Raw genomic sequence first — 22,003 nt, 5'->3', positions numbered from 1 at the left:
CCGCTGAATCAGGCCGGCGGCGTGCCCACCGCCAGCCCGGTCTGCTGCGCCGCCAGCACGATCAGCATCAGGGCGAGGCCCGCATACAGCCCGGCCACCACGTCATCCATCACGATCCCGGGGCCGTCGTGCCATTTCTCGTCGAAATAGCGCGCCGGCCAGGGCTTGAGGATGTCGAACAGGCGGAACAGGAAGAAACCCAGCGCGACCCAGACCAGCCCGGCGGTGTCACCCGCGAGGGTGATCCCGGGCGGGATGAAGGCCAGGGTCACCAGCATCCCCGCCCACTCGTCCCACACGATCCCGGAATGGTCGTGCACGCCCAGGCGCCGTGCGCTCTCCCCGCAGATGTGGAAGCCGGCCATGGTCACGATCACGGTGATCGCCAGATAGGCCCACTCGGGGAAGTTCATGATCGCGAAATACAGCACCAGGGCGGCCAGCGAACCCGTAGTGCCGGGGGCCCAGCGCGACAGCCCGGAGCCGAAGCCGAAGGCCAGCAGATGGATGGGGTCGCCGAACACGGTGCGTGCCGACGGCATCGTCGTTTTCGTCATCCCTGGAACCATGCAGTCCGGCCCTCGTCTCATTGTTCAGTCAGTCCGCGAAATGATCGTGCCCCGAACGCCCCGCGTCCAGAGGGGCGCCGGTGGCATCCACCACGCGGATGGCATCGCCGGTGGTGAACTCCCCGATCACGTGGAGCGCAACACCGGCGGCCTCCGCCAGCGGTGCCAGCTCCACCTCCGGAGGCAACGCCAGCAGCAGTTCGTAGTCGTCGCCCCCGCCCAGGGCGCATTCCCGCGCCAGCGCCGCATCCGCCCCGGCGAGTGCCGGATCCAGCGGCACCGCCGGCCAGTCGACGCGGGCCCCGCAGCCGGAGGCGGCGCAGATATGCCCCAGGTCCGCGAGCAGTCCGTCCGACAGATCGATGGCCGCGTGCGCATGTCCGCGCAGGGCCAGCCCCGCCGCCAGCCGGGGCTGCGGCCAGAAGAGTCGTCGAACGACCGCGGCGCTGGCGTCCGGCGGCCCCGCCCCCTGCTCGCGGCGTCGGGTCTCGGCCGCCAGCCCGGCCGCGGCGCCCCCCAGCTCGCCGGTCACCACCAGCCGGTCCCCGGAGCGCGCCCCGTCGCGACGCAGCGCGCATCCCGCGGGCACCTGGCCGAGCACGGTGACCCCCGCGGAACATGGCCCGCGCACGGTGTCCCCCCCCACCAGCGGAGCGCGCGTTTCCCGCGCCAGCTGCAGGAATCCCTCGCTGAAGGGCCTCAGCCACGCATCTTCGGCCTGCGGAACCGCCAGCGACAGGAGTACGCCCAGCGGCTCCGCACCCATCGCCGCCAGGTCGCTGAGACTGGCGGCCAGGGCCTTGTGCCCCAGGCTCGCCGGGGGATGATCGGCGAAGAAATGCCGGCCCTCCACCACGGTGTCGGTACTGACGACCAGCTCATGGCCGGGGTCCGGGCGCAGCAATGCGGCGTCGTCCCCCACCCCGAGGACCACGCGCGCGTCCGCGACCGGATCCCCGGAAGGGCCGGCCGGCCGGAAATAGCGCCGGATCAGATCGAATTCGGACAGGGACGGGGACGCCATGCGCCGCGCACCGGATGGTGGAGTATCCGCCTCAGCGACGGATCTCGGCGCTGCGCAGCTCGGCGGCCAGGCGGTCCAGCACGCCGTTGACGTAGCGGTGGGACTGCTCGGCGCCGAAGCGCTTGGCCAGCTCCACCGCCTCGTTGATCACCACCCGATAGGGCAGCTCGATGCGCTCGGCCAGTTCCCACTGGCCGATCCACAGCAGTGCGTGTTCCACCGGGTCGAGCTGGTCGAGCTCGCGCCCCAGCCAGGGCTGCATGCGCGCGTCCAGTTCCTGTTGCGCCCGGGTCACGCCCATCAGGATCTCGCGGAAGTATTCCGGATCCGCCTTGGCGTGTTCGTCCTCCTCGCGGAACGCGAGCAGGATGTTCTTCGGATCGTCCCCGGTCAGCTGCCAGGAGTAGAGCGCCTGCATCGCGCGGCGGCGCGCGACCGAGCGCGCGTGCCGCGCGCGCTGCTCGGGCGTGCTGCGCGGTCGCTGCTTGCGCCCGCCCTTGTCGGCGCGGGTCTGTTCGCGCGGGGGGCGGTCGGGAGAACCGGAGTTGCTAGATTCAGTCACGGCGTTCACGGCATCCCGCTCAGGCACCGGTACGCAGGCGCGGCATCAGGCTGACCATCTCGATGGCCCCCATGGCGGCATCCGCCCCCTTGTTGCCCGCCTTGGTCCCGGCGCGTTCGATGGCCTGTTCGATGGAATCGGTGGTCAGCACGCCGAAGCTGATCGGCAGGTCGGCCTCCATCTGCACCTGGGCCAGCCCCTTGGCGGCCTCGCCCGCCACATAGTCGAAATGCGGCGTGGACCCGCGGATCACGCAGCCGAGGGCGATGATGGCGTCGTAACGACCGGAGCCCGCCATGGTGCGGGCCGCCAGCGGCAGTTCGAAGGCCCCGGGGACCCGGGCGATGGTCATGTTGTCATCCGCCACGCCATGCCGGCGCAGGGTATCCACCGCGCCTTCCAGCAGACGTTCCACCACCAGGCTGTTGAAGCGCGCCAGCAGCAGGCCGAAACGGCGCCCGCCGGCGTCGGTAAACTTCCCTTCCAGGGTCTCGATCTCGTGCATGGGGTCTTCCCTTTTGCGTCGCGATGCGGCGATCGCGAAGGTCACAACGAAAACGCACAGTGTAGCACTGTCGCGCCGCTGCCACCGAAAGAAAACCCGGCCGTCGGAGCGCGCAGCCCCCACGGCCGGGTCGAAAAACGGCTCGGACCAGTGGCGCCCGCGGATCCGACCGCGGACGCCGTCTGCCGTGCTTCAGGGCCTCAGCCCTGGGCGTTCGAATCGCACAGGTGCTTCTTGTCCTCCGGCATGTTGTCCGGGCAGATGCCGCAGCCTTCGTTGCCGGGCAGCGCCCAGTCGATCTTCTTCGGATAGGGCAGATCCATCTCGTTCATGATCTTCACGAACTCTTCCTCGGGCTTGTCCTTGCCCAGACGCGGGTTGCGCATCTTTTCCTGCCCGATGGTCGTGATCTGGCGTTCCTCGTAGTCGTGCCCGGGGTAGACCAGGGTCTCGTCCGGCAGGGTGAAGAACTTGTCGTGGATCGACCGATAGAGGGTGTGCGGGTCCCCCGACTGGAAGTCGGTCCGGCCGCAGGCCTCGATCAGCAGCGCATCCCCGGAGAACAGCATCTTCAGCCCCACATGATCCAGCAGATACGCATGGTGGGTATCGGTGTGCCCCGGAGTGAACAGCGGATTCACGACCAGGTTGCCCACGCGGAAGGGCTCGCCTTCGCGGATGCCGATATCGCGGCAGGGCAGCTCGTCCAGCGCCGGTCCGGCCAGCTGGCAGCCGGTCTTCTCGCGCAGCATCTTGCCGCCGGTGATGTGGTCCGCGTGGATATGGGTCTCCACCGCATAATCCAGGCTCAGGCCCATGTGCTGCAGGACCTCCAGATCGCGATCCACGGTCTCGAGGACCGGGTCGATCAGGGCCGTCTTGCCGGTATCCGGGCAGGACAGGAGATAGGTGTAGGTAGAGGATTCAGGTTCGAACAGCTGCTTGAAGATCATGTCGTGTCCTCCGACGTGTATTAGGACTTGCTGAAATACTAGCCCGTATCATGAGCGCGTGACCAACCACCGACACCCCGAGTGCTGGCTTTTCCCGCCGGCCGGCGCCACGCGACGTTTCCATGTGCGGTTGAGCCCTGCGGGCGGGCACAAGTTCCACCGCTCCGGGTCCCGGGTCTCCCCCCCGCATGCGGGGGCTCTTCTGTCGTCCGCGGGCGACCGCTATCATCGCGGACCCGAATCCCGTGCCGACAGTGCATTCAATCAGGAGAATCCCCATGGAAGCCAGTCAGGTCGCCGAACTCATCCGCGCGGGCCTGCCCGATGCCCGGTCGGTCGAAGTGACCGGGGGTGAAGGCAAGTTCGAGGCGCGCGTCATCAGCCCGCAGTTCGAGGGCATGTCCCGCGTGAAGAAACACCAGACCGTCTACGCCACCGTGCGCGAGCAGATCGACAGCGGCGAACTGCACGCCCTGTCGATCGTTGCCCTGACGCCGGAGGAAGCCGAGGCGGAAGGCTGAACGGCCACCGTCGCCGTGATGCTGTCACCCAAGGGTCGCGAGGAGATCCAGCGCCTGCTGGAGGGCGGCCTGGTGGAAGACTGGGCCGAGGCGGAAACCACGCTGCGCAATGTCACGCGCATGCTGCTGACCACCCGGCCCGACCTGCTGCGCCTGTACTTCGAACCGCAGGCCTGGCGGGAGATCACCTCCTGGCCCCAGAAAAAGGCCGCAAACGCCATCATCGCCGCGCTGCGCACCGGCGTGGTCGACGCCCTCGGGCGCCCGGAGATCGTCAACCGCGAGCAGGCGCGCTTCTACCTGCTGTGCTTTCAGGATGACCTGACCGAGCGGGTCGACCGCTGGTGCCGCGACCACCCCGAAGAGTGCCCGCGGCGGGCCGCACGCCACCGGCGCGGGCTGGACCACGACCACGACGCCGATACATGAACACCGCGTCCGAAGACGAGATCCTGTATTGTGGCGACCCGCAGCAGGCCGGGGCACTCGCCGCCCTGCTCGAGGGCTACGGCCTGGAGCTTATCCTGCATCCGGCGGGGGCCTCGCTGCCCGGCTCCTGGTGGGGCGAACCGGAAGCCGGCATCGTCGGCCTGCAGGTGCACGTCCGCCCGGACACGCCGGTCCATTCGGCCCTGCACGAGGCCGGACATACCCTGTGCATGGACCCTGCGCGCCGCGCCACCCTCGACACCAACGCCGGCGGCGACGACCTCGAGGAATGCGGTGTGTGCTATCTGCAGATCCTGCTGGCCGACGCCCTGCCCGGTGTCGGCCGCGAGCGGCTGATGCGCGACATGGACGCCTGGGGTTACAGCTTCCGTCTCGGGAGCACCTCGGCCTGGTTCCGCGAGGACGCGGACGATGCGCGCCGGTTCCTGCAGCAGCACGGCCTGATCGACGCCGGTGGCCGCCTGACCGGACGAGCGCGCGGCACCTGACCCGCGACTAACGCTCATCTCACGGCAGACGTAAAAAACGATGGTACACTCCGAATTTGTTCGGAAACCGCACGGATTTCAGGCCTGCCCATGGACACCCCGACGATCAGCCCGCTGCTCGAGCAACTGGACCCGACCTCCGGACTGTCGCAAGGCGCCCGTGACGAAGTCGCAGCCCAGTGCGAAACCCTCGATGAAGCCGCCGGCAAGCGCCTGCGACCCGATGCGGCCAGCGAACACCACCTGTTCCTGCTGAGCGGCCAGCTGGTGCGCGTGGTCGGCGGTACCCCCGAGCGCATCCGCCTCGATGGCGAGGATGGCGACGTCCCGGTCGAACTGTTCGAGGGCAGCCCCGGGCATCAGGACTTCGTCCTCACCGAACAGCCCTGCCGCATCCTCGCGGTGCCCAAGGCCGCCCTGGAAAGGGCGTATTCATCTTCCGTGGTGGTCAGCGACACCGAGCTGGACGACACCGAGGGCGCGTTTTTCAGCGAACTCTACGATCTGATCACCAGCAATCGCCTGGAGCTGCCGACCATGCCGGAGGTCGCGCTGCGCATCCAGGAACTGACCAACGACCCCGAAGCCAGCATGGACGACCTCACCGAGGTCATCCAGCGAGACGGCACCATTGCCGGCGCCCTGCTGCACGCCACCAACAGTCCGCTGTTCCGCGGCGCCCAGCAGATCCAGTCAGTGCGCGAGGCGGTCACCCGTCTGGGCTTTCGCAACACCCGCATGCTGGCGATGAACATGGCCCTGCGCCAGACCTTCAAGGCGAAGCACGCGGCCACCCGCGAGGCCATGGCCGAGGTATGGAGCGAAGGCGTGCTGAACTCCGCGTTCGCCTACCTGATCGCCGACTCGCTGCGCCTGCTCGACCGGGAGCGGGCCCTGCTGGGCGGACTGGTGGCCGGGATCGGCGCGGTGCCCATCATCCAGTTCGCCGAGATGCGCGAGGAGAACCCCGGCGCCGAGCGTCTCGGAATGCTGATCGAGCGCCTGCGCAACCTCGCCGGGGTCCTGGTCATCAACTACTGGGACCTGGGCGAGGACCTGGTGGCAGTGGCCGAACACGCGTACGACTGGTCCTACCGCGCCGAGCAGCCGGACTACGCCAGCGTCGGCATCGTGGCCGAATGGGCCGCCCTGCATTACAGCGGCAAGCCCCACCCGGATGCCCGCGAGGTCGCGGCGTTCGAGGTGCTGGGCATCGACCCGCCCGCGCCGGGCGACCCCATCCCGTTCCTCGAGGAACGCAACGACGACCTGAACGAACTGAAGCTGCTGTTCAATGCATGAAGCCCTGACCCTCGACCCCGTCGTCCCGCGGCTGAAGCCGTTCGCCGACCTCGGCGAAAGCGGCCGCCGCGAACTGATCCGCCATGCCCGGATGGTCGAGCTCAAGCCCGGGCAGAAGGTGTATGCGCGCGAGGAATACCGCCACCTGCTGTTCCTGCTGAAGGGCCGCATGGTCCTGGCGCATGGCGACAAGGCGCACACCGTGGAGGATGACGAACCGGCCGCGCTGGAGCCCCTGTTCGCCCCCCACGACTACCGTACCCACGCCGTCGCCGCCCGCCCCAGCACGCTGGTCCGTTTCGACCGCAACGTCTACGAAACCCAGCTCAACTGCGTTGGCGACGCCATGGAGGTCGGTGAAGTCGATCTCACGGCGCAGGAAGGCGAACTGCTGGCCACCCTCTTCCACAAGGCCCAGACCGGCGAACTGGCCCTGCCGCAGCTGCCGGACGTGGCCCTGCACCTGCAGGAGGCCATCGACGACCCCGATATCGAGATCCGCCGGGTCACCGAGATCGTCGAACGCGACCCCAGCACCGCGGCCCGCCTGCTGTCGGTCGCGAACAGCCCGGCCATGGGCTCGCGGCGCGAGATCACGCGCCTCGGCGATGCGATCGCGCGTCTGGGTCTCGAACGCACGCGCCAGCTGGTGCTCGCGCTGGCCGCCCAGCAGGTGTTCATCGACCGGCAGAGCCCGTACCGGACCCTGATGGAGCAACTGTGGCGTCAGTCCACGCGCATCTCCGCCATCGCCTTCGTACTGGCGGATGAATCCGGCGCAGCCGATCGTCAGCGTGCGCTGCTCGCCGGCCTGCTGCACCGGGTCGGCGCCCTGCCGATCCTCGGCGAGATCGCCTCCCGCGAAGAGCGCCCGGATGCCGTGGAGATGGAACACATCATTCAGCGCCTGGAATCCATGACCGGCGAGCTGGTTGCCCAGCAATGGGGACTCGCCTCCGATATCATGGCGGCCATCCGTGACTCCGGCGGGCCGGAACAGCCCGATGCCGCGCCCCTGACCGACATCGTGCGCATCGCGCGCAACGCCTGTCTGCGCGACGCCTCCGAGGTGGAACGCGCCCGGGCCATCCCGCTGGAAAACCTCCAGGCCATCCGGCGGCTCGGCTTCACGCTGGATGAAAACGGCGAACTGGCCGCGGTGGAGAAGGCACGGCCGAAGATCGAAGCCCTCATGCAGGAACTCGCCTGAGGCGTCAACCGGCAGGAACCGAACCATGACCGCAACGAACCGCCCGCAACCCGGGGAGAAACAGCGCGCCGCCGACAAGGTCTCGCGCATCCCGGTGAAGATCAATCCGACCACGAAACCGCAGCGCAAGCCCTCGTGGATCCGCGCGCAGAGCCAGGCGCGCCCCGAGGTCCAGCGCATCAAGGGCATCCTGCGCGAGCAGAAGCTGGTCACCGTGTGCGAAGAGGCCAGCTGCCCCAACCTCGGCGAGTGCTTCAACCACGGCACGGCCACGTTCATGATCATGGGCGAGGTCTGCACCCGGCGCTGCCCGTTCTGCGACGTGGCCCACGGCCGTCCCGAGCCCCTGGACCCCGAGGAACCCCGGCACCTGGCCGAGACCATCGAGGCCCTCGGCCTGAAATACGTCGTCATCACCTCGGTGGACCGCGACGACCTGCGCGACGGCGGTGCCGGACACTTTGTCGACTGCATCCGCGAGATCCGCGAACGCACCCCGAACACGAAGATCGAGGTCCTGGTGCCCGACTTCCGCGGGCGCATGGACCGGGCGCTGGAGATCATGCGCCAGGCCCCGCCGGACGTCTTCAACCACAACCTCGAGACCGTGCCGCGGCTGTACCGTGAGGCGCGCCCGGGCGCCGATTACCAGTGGTCGCTGGACCTGCTTCGGCGTTTCCGGGAGCAGCATCCGGGCGTCCCCACCAAGTCCGGGCTGATGCTGGGTCTGGGCGAGGAACGCGAGGAACTGCTGCAGGTCCTGCAGGACCTGCGCGACCATGGCTGCGACATGCTGACCCTCGGGCAGTACCTGCAGCCCTCGCGCCACCACCTGCCGGTCACCCGCTTCCTCACACCGGAGGAGTTCGACGAGCTGGGCGAACGCGCCCGCGAGATGGGCTTCCGCCAGGTCGCCAGCGGCCCGATGGTGCGCTCCTCCTACCACGCGGACCTGCAGGCACAGGGCGTCGCCGGAGAGACCGAAGCCGTCTGAACGCGCCGCTCAGTCGCCGCCCACCCGGCGGGGCGTTCAGGCCGCCGGGGCCTGCGGCCGCGCCAGGCAGCGCAGCAGTTCCGGCGGCAGCGTCGGCACCTCCTCGCAGGCCGACGGCGTTTCCTGCCCCCCGGTGGCCAGCTGCACGGCCAGCGCCCGCAGGAGCACGCGCCGCACCCGCTCGGGGTTCGCGGGTCCCCCTTCCGCGGCCACCGAAGTCGTCGCCAGTCCGGCATAACCACAGGGATGAATACGGCCAAAGGCCGACAGGGCCGGATCCACGTTGAGCGCCAGCCCGTGGATGCTGACCCCGTGGCGCACGCGCAGGCCCAGTGCAGCGATCTTCGCATCGCCCGTGTAGACCCCGGGCGCGCCCTCGCGGCGGCCCGCGACGATGCCCCATTCTCCCAGGGCATTGATCACTGCCTGTTCCAGGCGCTCCACCAGCGCCCGCACCCCCAGCCCGCGGCGCCGCAGATCCAGCAGGGTATACACCACCAGCTGCCCCGGCCCGTGCCAGGTCACCTGTCCGCCGCGGTCGATCGCGATCACCGGCACCGCGCCGGGATCGAGCAGGTGTTCGGCACGACCGTTGCGCCCCTGGGTATAGACCGGCGGGTGCTGCACACACCACAGCTGATCGGGCGTGTGCGGCCCGCGCTCCGCCGCATGCAGGCGCATCGCCCGCCACACCGGCAGGTAGGGCCGTTCGCCCAGACGGTGAACCCGCAGCGTATTCAGAGGATCATCCGTACCCGGTTGCACTGCCCCAGGGCCCGGTAGAGGTTGTCCAGCTGCAGCTGACTGGTGGCGGTGATGGTCACCGTAATCCCGACAAAGCGCCCGCCACTGGATGCCCGCTGCTGGATCACCGCATCCCCGGGCTCGTCCACGTGGTCGTTCACGCAGGATTCCACCGCTTCCATCAATTCGGGGTGAGAGTCCCCCATGATCTTGATCGGGAAGCGGCAGGGGAATTCGATCAGGGTCTCGCGTTCTTCTTCGTCACTCATTATTCATGGCCTCCGACTGTCGACGCGCGGCACCGGGTTTGGCGGCCTGGTAGGCGGCGTGCAGCCGCGCCCACAGAGGACCCGGCCGGCCGGAACCCACCAGTTCACCGTCGATACGGGTCACCGGCAGCAATTCGCGGGTGGAACTGCTGAGCCAGACCTCGTCGGCCGCCCGCAGTTCCGCGGCGGTCACGCCCCGCTCCTCCACGGGCACACCCTCGCCCCGGGCGAGCCCGAGCACGAAATCGCGTGTCACCCCTGCCAGCATCCCGCTGTCCAGTGGCGGTGTCACCAGCGTCCCGTCGCGCACCACGAACGCGTTGCTGGCGGCTCCCTCGGTCAGCCGACCATTGCGCAACAGCAGCGCCTCCACCGCGTCGGATTCCACGGCCTCCTGACGCGCGAGCACGTTGGCCAGCAGGGTGGTGGCCTTGATGTCGCAGCGACCCCAGCGCTCGTCGGTGCGGGTCACCGCGCTCACGCCCGCCTCGCGCACCGCCGGGCCCAGCGGACGGATGGGGCTGACCATCCCCAGTACCGTGGGTTCGGAGACATCCGGGAAGGCGTGATCCCGCGGGGCCACCCCGCGGGTCACCTGCAGATAGAGTCCCAGATCCGGCGGCGTCGACCCGTCCGCCGGTTCCGCGCCGTTGTGGCGGAGCAGATCGCCCAGATGACGTTCCCATTGTTCGCGGCCGAAGGGGTTCGGCAGACGAATGGCCGCCAGCGACCGCGCGAGACGGTCCAGATGCGCGTCCAGCAGGAAGAACCGGCCCGCGTAACTGGGGATGACCTCATACACCGAATCGCCGAACAGGAAGCCGCGATCCAGCGGGGAGATCCGGACTTCCTCCAGCGGCAGGAATTCGCCATTGAACAGGGCAATGCTCATGTCCGCCTCAGAACGGCCACACCGACTGCACCCACAACACCGCGCCGTCCCAGCCACGGCGGATGAACCCGCCGGTCTCGATCTCCTGCAGCACGACCAGGGGCTGTTCGTGGACGGCTTCGCCGTCGAGGGTCGCAACCACGCGCCCGACCCGGGCCCCTTCGCGCAGCGGCGCTTCCAGCGGATGGTCGATCTCCATGGAAGCCGACAGGTCATCCCCCTCGCCGGGCGGAATCACCACCCAGAAATCCTCCGCCAGGCCGACCGGTGCCTCCTGTTCGCTCCCCTTGTAGACCCGCGGCATGCCCAGGGCCTCGCCGGCACCGAACAAGCGCCGGGTTTCGGTAAAGCGCATGCCCCAGTTCACCAGTGCCTGGGATTCGTTCGCGCGGCGCGTGCCTCCGGTCGAATGGTCGGGGGCGTCGATGCCCATCACCACCGCCACCAGGCGACGATCGTTGCGTTCGGCGGAGGACACCAGGTTGTAGCCCGCCGCCGAAGTCCAGCCGGTCTTCAGGCCGTCGAAACCGGCATCGCGCCAAAGCAGGAGGTTGCGGTTGTTCTGTTCGATGCCGGCGTATTCGAACGAGCGCTCGGAATACAGGTTGTACAGATCCGGGAATTCCCGGATCAGGGCCCGCGCCAGGGTTGCCATGTCGGCCGCCGTGGTGTACTGCGACTCCTCTTCCGGCAACCCGTGGGGGTTGGCAAAGTAGGAATCCTGCATGCCCAGGCGCCGGGCCTGGTTGTTCATCATGTCCACGAAGGCACCCTGCGAGCCGGCCACGCGTTCGGCCAGCGCGGTGGAGGCGTCGTTACCGGACTGGATGATCATGCCGCGCAGCAGATCCTCGACCCGGACTTCCTCGCCGACCTCGATGAACATCCGCGAAGCGCCCTCCATCCCGGTACGCCAGGCCCGCTCGCTGATGGTGACTTCTTCCTCCAGTGACAGTCGGCCGTCCCGGATCTCGCCGAACACCACGTAGGCCGTCATCAGCTTGGTCAGGCTCGCCGGCTCGCGCCGCGCGGACGGATCGCGCTCTGCCAGCGCCACACCCGATTCGAAGTCCTTCAGCACATAGCTGGCCGCGGTGATGTCCGATGGCGGAGAAGGGATGCTGCCGGGCGCCGAAGGTCCGGTTCCGGCGCGTGGCAGTTCCAGTTCCACGGCGCTGGCCGCCACGGGCAGGAACAGCAGAAAACTGACGGTGATCAGGGAATTGCGAAGTAATGACTTCATGAACCGAAGGAGTCTCCATGGATGAGGACCGGGGAATTGCGGGCGCAGACGGCGGCCGGACACCGAAGGGTGCAAAGATACCAGACCGGCACGCCGTCCGGGTTCTCAATCGGTCACGATACGGAAATCCCCGGGCGCCACCGCCTCCAGCCGCCGGGCCGTGTCGCGCACGGTGTCCTCGCCGTGCAGCGGGCCCACCCGCACACGGTGCAGCTCCTCGCCGCCGGCGGTCTCCACGCGACCGAGTTCGGCCACCCGGAATCCGTCCGCCCGCAGGCTTTCGCGCAGGCGCTCGGCCGTCATCCGTTCACCGAAGGCGCCTACCTGGATATAGCGCGCGGGCTCCTGGCTGCCCCCCTTTCCGGACCCCGGGTCACCGTTGTACGCCCCGTCGCCGTCGACCGTCCCGGCCATCTCCCGCGTTGCGTCCGGGTCATTCGCGTCCACCGCCAGCGGCTCCGGCTCCGCGAGGGTGTCGGCACCCTTGCGATCGCGTTCGGCCGTACGCGCCTCGCCGTTCACGTCCCCGGGGCCAACCGCGCGGATACGCACCGGCGCCACGCCCGCATCGGTCATGCCCAGACGATGGGCCGCGGCATAGGACAGATCGATGATGCGGTCATCCACGAACGGGCCTCGGTCGTTCACCCGGACCACCACCTGCTTCCCGTTCTCCAGATGGGTCACCTCGACGAAGCTGGGCAGCGGCAGCTTCTTGTGCGCCGCGGTCATGGCGTACATGTCATAGGGCTCGCCACTGGAGGTCCGGCGGCCGTGAAACTTCGTTCCGTACCATGACGCCATCCCCTCCTCCTCGAAACCTTCGGAAGAAGACAGCGTCACGTAGCGCTGACCGAACACCTCGTACTCGGCCGGATTGCCGTAACGACTGGGCGGCTCGTCGGTGGGTTCGGCATCCGGCAGGAGTGCCAGATCCCGCGGTACTTCGTCGGGATCGGGATAGCTGTCATGGGCGGCGTCCCCCAGCGGGCGGTCGCGCTCGGGCGTACCCGAGCAACCGGCAAGGATCATACTGGCCAGCAGCGCAACCGGCAGGGCGGCCCCGCCGATCGCACGCCCGTCAGTCGTACAGCGCCTGCGCCAGCTCATGGGCGGCCATCGCATACAGCGGACTCCGGTTGTATCGCGTGATCACGTAGAAATTCGGATACCCCAGATAATAGACATCGCCCTCGTCGGCCTCCAGATACACCAGCGAATAATCACCGTCCGGGTCGACCGTTTCGCCTTCGGCCGGACGCACGCCGTGCTCGGCCAGCTCGTCCAGGTCGAAGCGCGCGGTATAGCCCTGCTCGACCAGTTCTTCCGGATGGTCGTCGACCTCGGCGCGGGCCACCACCGGCTGCCCCCAGCGCCAGTCATGCTCGGCGAAGTAGTTCGCCACGCTGCCGATCGCGTCGGGCCAGGAATTCAGCAGGTCGCGCCGCCCGGAGTCATCGAAATCCACCGCGTAATGACGGTAGCTGGAGGAGATGAACTGGCCGTAACCCATCGCTCCGGCGTAGGAGCCATGCAGATCAAGGATCTCCAGATCCTCCTCCTCCGCCAGCTCCAGCAGATGGCCCAGCTCGCTGCGGAAGAATGCCGCCCGTGGCGGGTAGTCGAACCCGAGGGTCACCAGCGCATCCAGCACGCGGGTGCTGCCGGTGTTGCGTCCGTAATCGGTCTCGATGCCGATGATCGCGGTGATCATTTCCGGCTCGACACCGAAGCGTTCCTCGGCGCGTTTCAGCCACTCGGCCTGCTCTTCCATGAACTCGCGCCCGCGGCGGACCCGGCGATCATTCACGAAGATCGGTCGATAGTCCTTCCACGGCAGGGCCTCGGCGGGGCTGGAGATGCTGTCGATGATGTCCTGGCGCGGCTGCGCCTCCTCGAACAGTTCTTCCAGCCATTCGCGATCGAATCCCGCCTCCGCCCGTTCGTCGATGAATTCCTGCACCTCCTCGCGTTCGAGATAGGGCGTCTCGCCCGCCCGGTATTCGGAGTTGGACGCCGTGGCGGTGGCGGCCAGAAACAGGCAGGAGACGGCAACAGTCGTCGCGAAGCGACACGGATTTACGGGGTTCATCGATTCACCAGGCGTTTTTCGGAGGCAATGCTCATGAGAATACCGAAGGCCACCATGAGCGTCACCAGCGAAGTTCCGCCATAGCTCACAAGAGGCAACGGAACTCCCACCACCGGCAGCAGCCCGGTCACCATGCCGATATTGACCACCATGTACACCGCAAAGGTCAGGCTGATGCTGCCACCCAGCAGACGGGCGAAGCGGTCCTGCGCCAGGGATGCCAGCCACAGCCCGCGCGCGACGATGGCGAAATACAGCGCCAGCAGCAGCACCACCCCCATGAAGCCGAATTCCTCGGCATACACCGCGAAGATGAAATCGGTCGACCGTTCCGGCAGGAAGTCCAGCTGCGACTGGGTCCCGTTGAGCCAGCCCTTGCCGTAGAACCCGCCCGAGCCGACGGCGATCTGCGACTGGATGATGTGATAACCGGTCCCCAGGGGATCGGACTCGGGATTGAACAGCGTCAGCACGCGCTGGCGCTGGTAGTCATGCATCTGCAGCCAGAGCACCGGCGCCGCCGCGGCCACCAGGGCCCCGAGCCCGGTGAACCAGCGCCAGGACAGCCCGGCGAGGAAGACCACCAGCAGCCCGGCCACGCCCACCAGCATCGCGGTGCCCAGATCGGGCTGCTCCATGATCAGCCACACCGGCACCAGGATGATCGGCAGCACCACGGCCAGATCGCGCGCCCGCGGCGCACCCTGGCGCAGCGACAGGTACCACGCGGTCATCATCGGCACGGCCAGTTTCATGATCTCCGAAGGCTGGAAACGCACCAGCCCCATGTCCAGCCAGCGCCGGGCCCCCTTGCCGATCTCGCCGAAGAACAGCACCGCGACCAGCAGCACCAGGCCGGCGACGAAAAGCCAGGGGGCCATGACCCGCAGTACACGCACCGGGATCTGCGCGATCACCAGCATCGCCGCGACCCCGAAACCGATCCGCAACACCTGGTTCTCCAGCGCGACCAGACTCTCGCCGGTCGCGCTGAACAGCACCACCAGACCGAGCATCAGCAGCAGCGACAGCAGGATCAGCAGCGTGCCATCCATCCGCAGGCTGCGCAGGGCCCACTGGCCGGCGGAGAGCTCACGTCCGGTCACGCTGATCATTCCCCGGCCTCCTCGACGGGCAGCCTCATGCCGCCACCGCCCAGCAGCCAGGCATCCATGACCTCGCGCGCCTTGGGCGCCGCTACGCGGCCACCACTGCCGCCGTGCTCCACCAGCACCGCAACCGCGATCTGCGGGTCATCCGCCGGGGCATAGCCGGTGAACAGGGCGTGATCCCAGAGATGCCGGGCCAGCTCGTCCTCGTCGTACTCCTCGTCCTCGCCCAGGCTGAAGACCTGCGAGGTCCCGGTCTTGCCCGCGATGGTGTACTCCGGACGGGTGCTCCCGATACTGCCCCAGGCGGTGCCATGCGGTTCGTGCACCGCCTCGACGAGGGATTCGTGGATCACGTCCCAGTGGGCTTCGTCCAGCGCCACCGGCTGGCGGTAATCGGGCAGCAGGGTCTCGCCGATTTCCCGTTCCCGGCCATCCCCCATCGCCCGCAGCAGGCGCGGGCGCACGCGCTCGCCCCGATTCGCCAGCGTGGTGGTGAAGTCGGCCATCTGCAGCGGGGTGCTGAGCATGTAGCCCTGCCCGATGGCCGTGATCAGGGTCTCGCCGGGATACCAGACGGTGCCGTGGGTGGCACGTTTCCAGTCGCGTCCCGGCCGGATGCCGGTGCGTTCGCCGCTGAGATCGATGCCGGTGGGTTCGCCGATACCGAAGGCTTCCAGCATCGGCGTAATCCGGTCGATCCCCATGTCGTGGGCGAGATCATAGAAATACACGTCCGACGACACCGCAATCGCACGCGACATGTCGACCAGTCCATGGCCCTCCCGGCGCCAGTCACGATAGCGGCGTTCGTGCCCGGGGATCTGGTAGTAGCCGCGGGCGAACATCTCGCGGTCGGCGGTGGTCGCCTCCTCGTGCAGGCCGGCCAGGGCCACGATCGGCTTGATGGTGGACCCCGGCGGATACTGGCCATGCAGCACCCGGTTGAACAGCGGCCGCCCCGGATGGTCGCGCAGTGCCGAGAACTCTTCCTGCGACTGCCCCTTCACGAACGGCTCGGCATCGAATCCCGGGGCACTGACCATGGCCAGGACGTCTCCGCTGGCGGGCTCGATGGCCACGATCGCCCCGCGCTGATCCCCCAGTGCGCGGCGGGCCGCCAGCTGCAGGTTGTAGTCCAGGGTCAGATGGATGTCGGTCCCCGCCGTCGGCGGGCTGACCTCCAGCTCGCGGATCGCCCGGCCCTGGGCGTTCACCTCCACCTGACGGTGGCCCGGGCGGCCGTGCAGCAGCTCCTCGTAATGCTGCTCGATACCGGTCTTGCCAATGTGGGATACCCCGGCATAGGCACGCCGGTCCACGCGCTGCAGGTCCTCGCGCGTGATCCGGCCCACGTAGCCCACCACATGCGTGAACGCCTCGCCGGCCGGGTAATAGCGCATCGGACGCGCTTCGATCTCGACCCCGGGCAGCTCATGCCGGGACACGGCCAGATGCGCGACAGTCTCGTCGTCCAGCCCCGCCTTCAGCAACACCGGCTGAAACGGGCGCCGCTGCTCCACCCCGCGGCGGAACCGCTCGAGGTCGGCATCGGAGAGTTCCACGAAGTCCTCGAGCCGCTCCAGCAGCCGGTCGAGGTCGTCGGCCTGTTCCACCGTGACCTCGAGCTGATAGGAAGCCCGGTTGCCGGCCAGCAGCACGCCGTTGCGATCCCGGATCACGCCCCGGCTGGGGGCGATGGGCTCGATGCGCAGCCGGTTGTTCTCGGAAAGCGTGGTGTAGTGCTCGTGCGCACCCACCTGGAGACTGGCGGTGTGCCAGCCGATCAGGCCCAGCACCGCCGCCAGCAGCACCAGGGACAGCACCACCCGCGCGACAAAACGCCGGTGATCGTGCTGTTCCTGTCCATAGGCGTCGCGCTCATCCATGGGGCCGCCCGCCCGCGGCCATCAGGACCGCTCCATCGGGTCGCGGACGGGCACGCGCAGCGACGCGCCCGGGAGACCGGCTCCCCCGGGGCCCGCACGGCACGCCCATGGCTGCGCGAAAGGCTTCAGATCTTGCTCTTCTGGAAACGCTTGTAGCTGGCAAGGATCTCCGTCCTGGCGGCCTCGGCGTCCGCCCAGCCTTCCACCTTGACCCACTTGCCGGCTTCGAGCTCCTTGTAGTGCTCGAAGAAGTGCTTGATGCTGTCGAGCAGCTCCTGCGACACGTCTTCCGGGCCCTTCACGCTCTCGTACCCCGGATGCAGCTTGGTGACCGGCACCGCCAGGATCTTCGCATCCTGCCCGGCCTCGTCGGACATCTGCAGCACGCCCACCGGCCGCGCGCGCACCACCGAACCCGGCATCAGCGGCACCGGCGTGATCACCAGCACGTCCACCGGATCCCCGTCTTCCGACAGGGTCTGCGGCACGAACCCGTAGTTGCAGGGGTAGAACATGGCGACCGTCATGAAACGGTCGACCACCAGCGCCCCGCTGTCCTTGTCGACCTCGTACTTGACCGGCTGACCGTGGGCAGGGATCTCGATGACCACGTTCATGTCATCGGGCAGATCCTTCCCGGCTTCAATCTGATTCAGATCCATCGTCTCTTTCCGCTTGATTGGTTGGCGCGGCATTATAACGGGACTGCGCGACAGGTGAACGATCCCGGGCGGCTTGCGAGCCCCCCGGCCAGTCGGTATAAGACCGCGTGCGCTTTCGATACCCAATCCACGTGCCGGCGCCGATGCGGGCGCGAACGGCACACGGCAGGAGTCAATTATGCGAATCGTCCTGATGGGCGCCCCCGGATCCGGCAAGGGCACCCAGGCCAAGAAGATGGTCAGCCACTTCGGCATCCCCCAGATCTCCACCGGCGACCTGCTGCGCGCGGCCGTCGCCGCAGAGACCGAACTGGGCCTGAAGGCCAAGAGTGCCATGGATGCCGGCCAGCTGGTTCCCGACGACCTGGTGCTCGGTCTGATCCGTGACCGGCTGCAGGAACCGGACGCGGAAAAGGGCTTCATCCTCGACGGGTTCCCGCGCAACTGCGCCCAGGCCGAGGCCCTGGACAGCATGCTGAGCGACATCGAGCGTCCGCTGGACCGCGCGGTCCAGATCGACGTGCCGTTCGAGGAACTGAAGCAGCGCCTGACCGGCCGGGTCTCCTGCGAAAGCTGCGGCGCGGTGTTCAACACCCACACCTTCCCGCCGCAGAAGGAAGGCATCTGCGACCAGTGCGGCGGCAACCTGGTCCACCGCGCGGACGACACCGAGGAGACGGTGGTCAGCCGCCTGCAGGTGTACGAGGAACAGACGCAGCCGCTGATCGAGTATTACGACACCCGCGATCTGCTCAAGCACGTCGACGGCACCCGCGACATGGAACGGATCTTCGACGAGATCCGCGGCCTGCTGGACTGATCCGCGATGCGGCCGGCGCGTGCCGCGGCGGTGTGCCTCGCGCTGGTCGCCACCGCCCCGGCGGCCGGCGCGGAGACGGCCTTCGGCGGGGATCGTCCCGCCGGCTGCGAATTCGCGCCCGACGCCGTCTGGCCCGCCCTGCGCAAACTGCCGCCCGACGTGCGCGAGATCGAGGCGGATCATGTACGTCGCGAGGGCGACCAGGTGCGCGCCGAGGGCGATGTCCAGCTGTACGCAGACCGTCAACGGCTGGACGCCGAGGTCCTCGACTACGACCGCGCCCGGGGGCTGGCACGGACCGAGGGAGCGGTCCGGCTGTTCGACGGCGACCTGCTGCTGCAAGGCGAAGACGGCCGCTTCCAGCTCGACGAAGATACCGGGGAGCTGAGCCGCATCGACTACATGGTGCGCTCGGTGCCCGCACGCGGACAGGCCGGGGCCGGCACGCAGCTCGACCCCGACCGGCACCGCTTCGAACGGGCGCAGTACACCACCTGCCCGGTCAACCGCGACTCCTGGCGCCTGGACGCCGCCCGCCTCGACCTCGACCAGGAAAGCGGACGCGGGGTCGCCCGCCACGCCGTGCTGCGCGTGCGCAACGTACCCGTGGCCTACACCCCGTATATCGATTTCCCCCTGGACGACCGGCGCAAGTCCGGCTTCCTGCTGCCCAGCTTCGGCACCGGCGGACGCACCGGCGCGGATCTGTCCCTGCCGTGGTACTGGAACATCGCGCCCAATTACGACGCCACGTTCACACCGCGCATCATGGCCGACCGCGGGATCAAGCTGAGCACCGAATTCCGCTACCTGCAGCCTGCCCACGAAGGACAGGTCGATTTTCGCTACCTGCCGGACGATCGCGAGACCGGCGAGGATCGGCAGTTCGTGGCCTGGCAGCACCGCACCCGCATCACCCCGGGCCTGCGCCTGGACATCGATGCCGCGGACGTCTCCGACAGTGAATATTTCCGCGATTTCGGCTCCGCCGACCGCTATTCGAGCTCGGTGCGCGACCTGCGTCGCCGGGCCGACCTGACCTGGAGTCAACCGCGCTACCGCCTGCGCACCCGGGTCGAGGACTATCAGATCGTCGACACCGAGCTGGCCGACCGGCGCGAGCCCTACCAGCGCCTCCCGCAGATCACCCTGGAAGCCGGCGAATACGCGGGACAATGGGCCGGCGGCGGAGTCACCTGGGACCTGGACGCCGAACTGGTGCGTTTCGCCCGTCAGGAACGCGCCTCGGACCGTCCCACCGGCCTGCGTTTCGACCTCGACCCGGAACTGGCCTGGCGTTTCGACACCGGCGGGATCTTTGTCGAGCCCCGTGCCGGGGTGCGCTACACCGCCTACGAGCTGGACCGCCGCGGCGAACCCGGCCCCGAGTCCATCCGCCGCACCGTACCGCACGCCGCGGTGGACAGCGGCCTGATCTTCGAACGCGACCTGGCCGACGGCGAACGGCTGCAGACCCTGGAGCCCCGGCTGTTCTACGGCTACGTGCCCTACCGCGACCAGGACGACATCCCGGTGTTCGACACCGGCGAGCGCGAGTTCAGCTTCGACAACCTGTTCAGCCTGCAGCGCTTTACCGGCGCCGACCGCGTGGGCGACACCCACCAGCTGACCGCCGCCCTGACCAGCCGCATCCTCGATACGACCACCGGACAGGAACGCGCCCGGCTGTCGGTCGGCGAGATCCGCTATTTCCGCGACCGCCGCGTACGCCGCAGCCCCTCCGCGCCGGCACTGGAGGACCGCCATTCGGACCTCGCCGTGGAGGGGCGCCTGCGTATCGGCGACGCCTGGGACGGCCGCGGCTCGGTGCTCTACAACCGCGAGCACAAGGACACCTCGCTGGCCGCGCTCGGCGTGTCCTGGAGCCCGGATGAGCGCCGGCGCATCAACCTCGGCTACCGCCAGCGGGCCGATCAGCTGGAACAGACCGACGTGTCCGTACTGTGGCCGGCCGGCGACCGCGTGGACCTGGTCGGACGCTGGAACTACAGCCTGCGCAGTGAACGCGACCTCGAACTTCTGGCCGGTCTCCAGTATCGTAGTTGCTGCTATGGTTTGCGCGTGGTCGCCCGGCGTTCGCTGGATTCCGACCAGCGCTACGACAACTCGATCCATTTCCAGATCACGCTGGACGGACTGGCCCGTTTCGACGGCGGAGTCGACAGCCTCCTGAGCGAAGGTATTGCCGGATATGATGCGCACCCCGACCGCTAAAAGCGCCGGTCGCCGCGCGGGCATGCTTGCCCGCCCCCTGCTCCTGGCCGGGCTTGCCCTGGCCCTGGCGCCGCTGGCCCAGGCCCAGCACGACCCGCTCTCCATGCCCGAAGGTACGGGCACCGGAGCGGGCGCCGGAGCGGGCCCCGGCGCCGAAACGGGGGTACAGGCCCCGGTCACCCCGGGTGCCGCCACCGATGCCGGCGCGCCCGCCCCGGCAATCACTCCGCCGGAGGAAGACCAGTTCACCGACCGCATCCTCGCGATCGTCGAGGAAGACGTGATCACCCAGCGCGAGCTGGTGGAACGCATGAACCTGGTGGCTCAGCAGATGGCCGAACAGGGGCAGCGTCCGCCCGGCCAGGATGCCCTCGCCCGCCAGGTCATGGAACAGCTGGTTACCGAACGCGTGCAGCTGCAGGAAGCCCGCAGGATCGGCATCAGCATCGACGAGATGACACTGAACCGAACCATGGAGCAGATCGCGCGCGAGAACCGCATGACACTGCCCCAGCTGCGCCGCGCCCTGATGCAGGACGGCGTGGACTTCGAGGCGTTTCGTGAACAGATCCGCACCGAGCTGACCATCAACCAGCTGCGCAGCCGCCAGGTCGACAACCGGGTCCGGGTTTCCGATCAGGAGATCGAAGACCTCATCGCCTCGGAAAGCGGCGCCATCGACCGCGACGTGCGCTACCGCCTCTCGCACATCCTCGTCGCGGTGCCGCAGGGCGCCGGCAGCGACGAGATCCGCGAGGCGCGGGAAAAGGCCGCGGAGCTGCGCTCCCGCGTGCGTGAAGGCGAGGAATTCGCCCGGGTGGCGATGGAAGAATCCGACGGACCGCAGGCCCTGCAGGGCGGCGACCTGGGCTGGCGCAGCCCCGGCGAGCTGTCCACGGTGCTGGCCCGCGAGGCCATCCTGATGCGCACCGGCGCGGTCAGCGACGTCCTGCGTTCACCGCAGGGCTTCCACGTCATCCGGCTCGAGGACCGCGAGGGCGGTGACCAGACGCTGGTGGAGCAGACCGAAGTCCGTCACATCCTCAAGAGTCCCGACGAGGTCCGCAGCGAGGAAGAGGCCGAGCGCCAGATCCGCGCCCTGTACAACCGCCTGCAGGAGGGCGAGGACTTCGGCGATCTCGCCCGCGGCAACTCCGACGACCCGGGGTCCGCCGCGCAGGGCGGCCGTCTGGGCTGGGTCAGCCCCGGGGAGCTGGTGCCCGGCTTCGAACAGGCCATGAACCGGCTCGAGCCGGGCGAGATCAGCGAGCCGGTGCAGAGCGAGTTCGGCTGGCACATCATCGAGGTGCTGGACCGCCGCGAAGTCGACACCACCCGCGAGCAGATCCGCGCCCGCGCCCGCGAAGTCCTGCAGAACCGCAAGCGCCAGGACGAGATGGAGCTGTGGCTGCGCCGCCTGCGCGAGGGCGCCTATGTCGAATACCGCGTCGACGGCCTCGAGCCCTGAGC

Annotated in this window: 23 protein-coding genes; 9 read left to right on the top strand and 14 right to left on the bottom strand. The window is 68.4% G+C overall.

Translation table 11 applies throughout. From position 1 onward, the window contains the following. Positions 1 to 8: 8 nt before the first annotated feature. The 5 genes from C998_RS0110965 to C998_RS0110945 form a co-directional block, all read right to left on the bottom strand. On the bottom strand, positions 9 to 542 hold the full coding sequence (locus C998_RS0110965; protein WP_018870913.1) for a phosphatidylglycerophosphatase A: 534 nt from the start codon (positions 540 to 542) through the stop codon (positions 9 to 11). A 55-nt stretch (positions 543 to 597) separates the two neighbouring features. Next, positions 598 to 1,593 (bottom strand): thiamine-phosphate kinase, encoded by a 996-nt coding sequence (thiL, locus tag C998_RS0110960; RefSeq protein WP_018870912.1) that lies wholly within the window; start codon positions 1,591 to 1,593, stop codon positions 598 to 600. Between the two features lie 31 nt (positions 1,594 to 1,624). Next, positions 1,625 to 2,164 (bottom strand): transcription antitermination factor NusB, encoded by a 540-nt coding sequence (gene nusB / locus C998_RS0110955; RefSeq protein WP_018870911.1) that lies wholly within the window; start codon positions 2,162 to 2,164, stop codon positions 1,625 to 1,627. Positions 2,165 to 2,174: 10 nt separating this feature from the next. After that, a complete protein-coding gene (gene ribE, locus C998_RS0110950) occupies positions 2,175 to 2,660 on the bottom strand; it encodes a 6,7-dimethyl-8-ribityllumazine synthase (RefSeq protein WP_018870910.1) in 486 nt (161 codons plus the stop codon). Positions 2,661 to 2,860: 200 nt separating this feature from the next. Further along, positions 2,861 to 3,613: an MBL fold metallo-hydrolase gene (locus C998_RS0110945; RefSeq protein ID WP_018870909.1), complete on the bottom strand. Its 753-nt coding sequence runs from the start codon at positions 3,611 to 3,613 to the stop codon at positions 2,861 to 2,863. Between the two features lie 278 nt (positions 3,614 to 3,891). On the opposite strand from C998_RS0110945, the gene C998_RS0110940 reads away from it, so the two are divergent. From C998_RS0110940 to lipA, 6 genes are all read left to right on the top strand, one after another. Then, positions 3,892 to 4,134 carry a BolA family protein gene (locus tag C998_RS0110940; protein ID WP_018870908.1) on the top strand — a complete coding sequence of 81 codons (243 nt, stop codon included), beginning with the start codon at positions 3,892 to 3,894 and terminating at the stop codon, positions 4,132 to 4,134. 18 nt (positions 4,135 to 4,152) lie between these two features. Then, positions 4,153 to 4,563, top strand: coding sequence for a hypothetical protein (locus tag C998_RS0110935; RefSeq protein ID WP_018870907.1), 411 nt, complete (start codon positions 4,153 to 4,155; stop codon positions 4,561 to 4,563). Continuing rightward, positions 4,560 to 5,072 (top strand): hypothetical protein, encoded by a 513-nt coding sequence (locus C998_RS0110930; RefSeq protein WP_018870906.1) that lies wholly within the window; start codon positions 4,560 to 4,562, stop codon positions 5,070 to 5,072. The genes C998_RS0110935 and C998_RS0110930 overlap by 4 nt, the downstream gene beginning before the upstream one ends. A 90-nt stretch (positions 5,073 to 5,162) precedes the next feature. Next, complete coding sequence (locus C998_RS0110925; protein WP_018870905.1) at positions 5,163 to 6,374, top strand: HDOD domain-containing protein; 1,212 nt, start codon at positions 5,163 to 5,165, stop codon at positions 6,372 to 6,374. Next, positions 6,367 to 7,584, top strand: a complete 1,218-nt coding sequence (locus tag C998_RS0110920) for an HDOD domain-containing protein (protein ID WP_018870904.1) — start codon at positions 6,367 to 6,369, stop codon at positions 7,582 to 7,584. The genes C998_RS0110925 and C998_RS0110920 overlap by 8 nt, the downstream gene beginning before the upstream one ends. A 25-nt stretch (positions 7,585 to 7,609) precedes the next feature. Next, the gene (gene lipA, locus C998_RS0110915; protein ID WP_018870903.1) at positions 7,610 to 8,578 is read left to right on the top strand and encodes a lipoyl synthase; all 969 of its coding nucleotides are present in this window, start codon (positions 7,610 to 7,612) and stop codon (positions 8,576 to 8,578) included. 36 nt (positions 8,579 to 8,614) lie between these two features. On the opposite strand, the gene lipB is transcribed toward lipA, so the two are convergent. The 9 genes from lipB to ppa form a co-directional block, all read right to left on the bottom strand. Continuing rightward, positions 8,615 to 9,319, bottom strand: coding sequence for a lipoyl(octanoyl) transferase LipB (lipB, locus tag C998_RS0110910; RefSeq protein WP_196799385.1), 705 nt, complete (start codon positions 9,317 to 9,319; stop codon positions 8,615 to 8,617). Then, positions 9,316 to 9,591 carry a YbeD family protein gene (locus C998_RS0110905; RefSeq protein ID WP_018870901.1) on the bottom strand — a complete coding sequence of 92 codons (276 nt, stop codon included), beginning with the start codon at positions 9,589 to 9,591 and terminating at the stop codon, positions 9,316 to 9,318. Before C998_RS0110905 ends, lipB begins: the two co-directional genes overlap by 4 nt. Next, positions 9,584 to 10,483, bottom strand: a complete 900-nt coding sequence (locus C998_RS0110900) for a D-amino acid aminotransferase (protein WP_018870900.1) — start codon at positions 10,481 to 10,483, stop codon at positions 9,584 to 9,586. The genes C998_RS0110905 and C998_RS0110900 overlap by 8 nt, the downstream gene beginning before the upstream one ends. Positions 10,484 to 10,490: 7 nt before the next feature. Beyond that, complete coding sequence (locus C998_RS0110895) at positions 10,491 to 11,726, bottom strand: D-alanyl-D-alanine carboxypeptidase family protein (protein WP_018870899.1); 1,236 nt, start codon at positions 11,724 to 11,726, stop codon at positions 10,491 to 10,493. A gap of 105 nt (positions 11,727 to 11,831) precedes the next feature. After that, positions 11,832 to 12,836, bottom strand: coding sequence for a septal ring lytic transglycosylase RlpA family protein (locus C998_RS0110890; RefSeq protein ID WP_018870898.1), 1,005 nt, complete (start codon positions 12,834 to 12,836; stop codon positions 11,832 to 11,834). Next, positions 12,808 to 13,818 (bottom strand): lytic murein transglycosylase B, encoded by a 1,011-nt coding sequence (mltB, locus tag C998_RS0110885; protein WP_018870897.1) that lies wholly within the window; start codon positions 13,816 to 13,818, stop codon positions 12,808 to 12,810. The genes C998_RS0110890 and mltB overlap by 29 nt, the downstream gene beginning before the upstream one ends. Next, positions 13,815 to 14,933: a rod shape-determining protein RodA gene (gene rodA / locus C998_RS0110880; protein WP_018870896.1), complete on the bottom strand. Its 1,119-nt coding sequence runs from the start codon at positions 14,931 to 14,933 to the stop codon at positions 13,815 to 13,817. The genes mltB and rodA overlap by 4 nt, the downstream gene beginning before the upstream one ends. Then, entirely contained in the window at positions 14,930 to 16,816 is a 1,887-nt protein-coding gene (gene mrdA, locus C998_RS0110875) for a penicillin-binding protein 2 (RefSeq protein ID WP_018870895.1), read from the bottom strand. The genes rodA and mrdA overlap by 4 nt, the downstream gene beginning before the upstream one ends. A 125-nt stretch (positions 16,817 to 16,941) precedes the next feature. Beyond that, positions 16,942 to 17,478 carry an inorganic diphosphatase gene (gene ppa / locus C998_RS0110870; RefSeq protein WP_018870894.1) on the bottom strand — a complete coding sequence of 179 codons (537 nt, stop codon included), beginning with the start codon at positions 17,476 to 17,478 and terminating at the stop codon, positions 16,942 to 16,944. 178 nt (positions 17,479 to 17,656) lie between these two features. On the opposite strand from ppa, the gene C998_RS0110865 reads away from it, so the two are divergent. Genes C998_RS0110865 through C998_RS0110855 form a run of 3 tightly spaced genes read left to right on the top strand, consistent with a single transcriptional unit; the run spans position 17,657 to position 22,001 of the window. Further along, a complete protein-coding gene (locus C998_RS0110865; RefSeq protein ID WP_018870893.1) occupies positions 17,657 to 18,298 on the top strand; it encodes an adenylate kinase in 642 nt (213 codons plus the stop codon). 6 nt (positions 18,299 to 18,304) lie between these two features. Continuing rightward, entirely contained in the window at positions 18,305 to 20,533 is a 2,229-nt protein-coding gene (locus C998_RS0110860; protein WP_018870892.1) for an LPS-assembly protein LptD, read from the top strand. Then, entirely contained in the window at positions 20,511 to 22,001 is a 1,491-nt protein-coding gene (locus tag C998_RS0110855; RefSeq protein ID WP_026279580.1) for a peptidylprolyl isomerase, read from the top strand. The genes C998_RS0110860 and C998_RS0110855 overlap by 23 nt, the downstream gene beginning before the upstream one ends. Positions 22,002 to 22,003: the final 2 nt, after the last annotated feature.

This window comes from Thioalkalivibrio sp. ALgr3 (assembly GCF_000377325.1).
In the GTDB taxonomy this organism is placed as follows: Bacteria; Pseudomonadota; Gammaproteobacteria; order Ectothiorhodospirales; family Ectothiorhodospiraceae; genus Thioalkalivibrio.
This window is presented reverse-complemented; position numbering and strand designations above follow the sequence as displayed.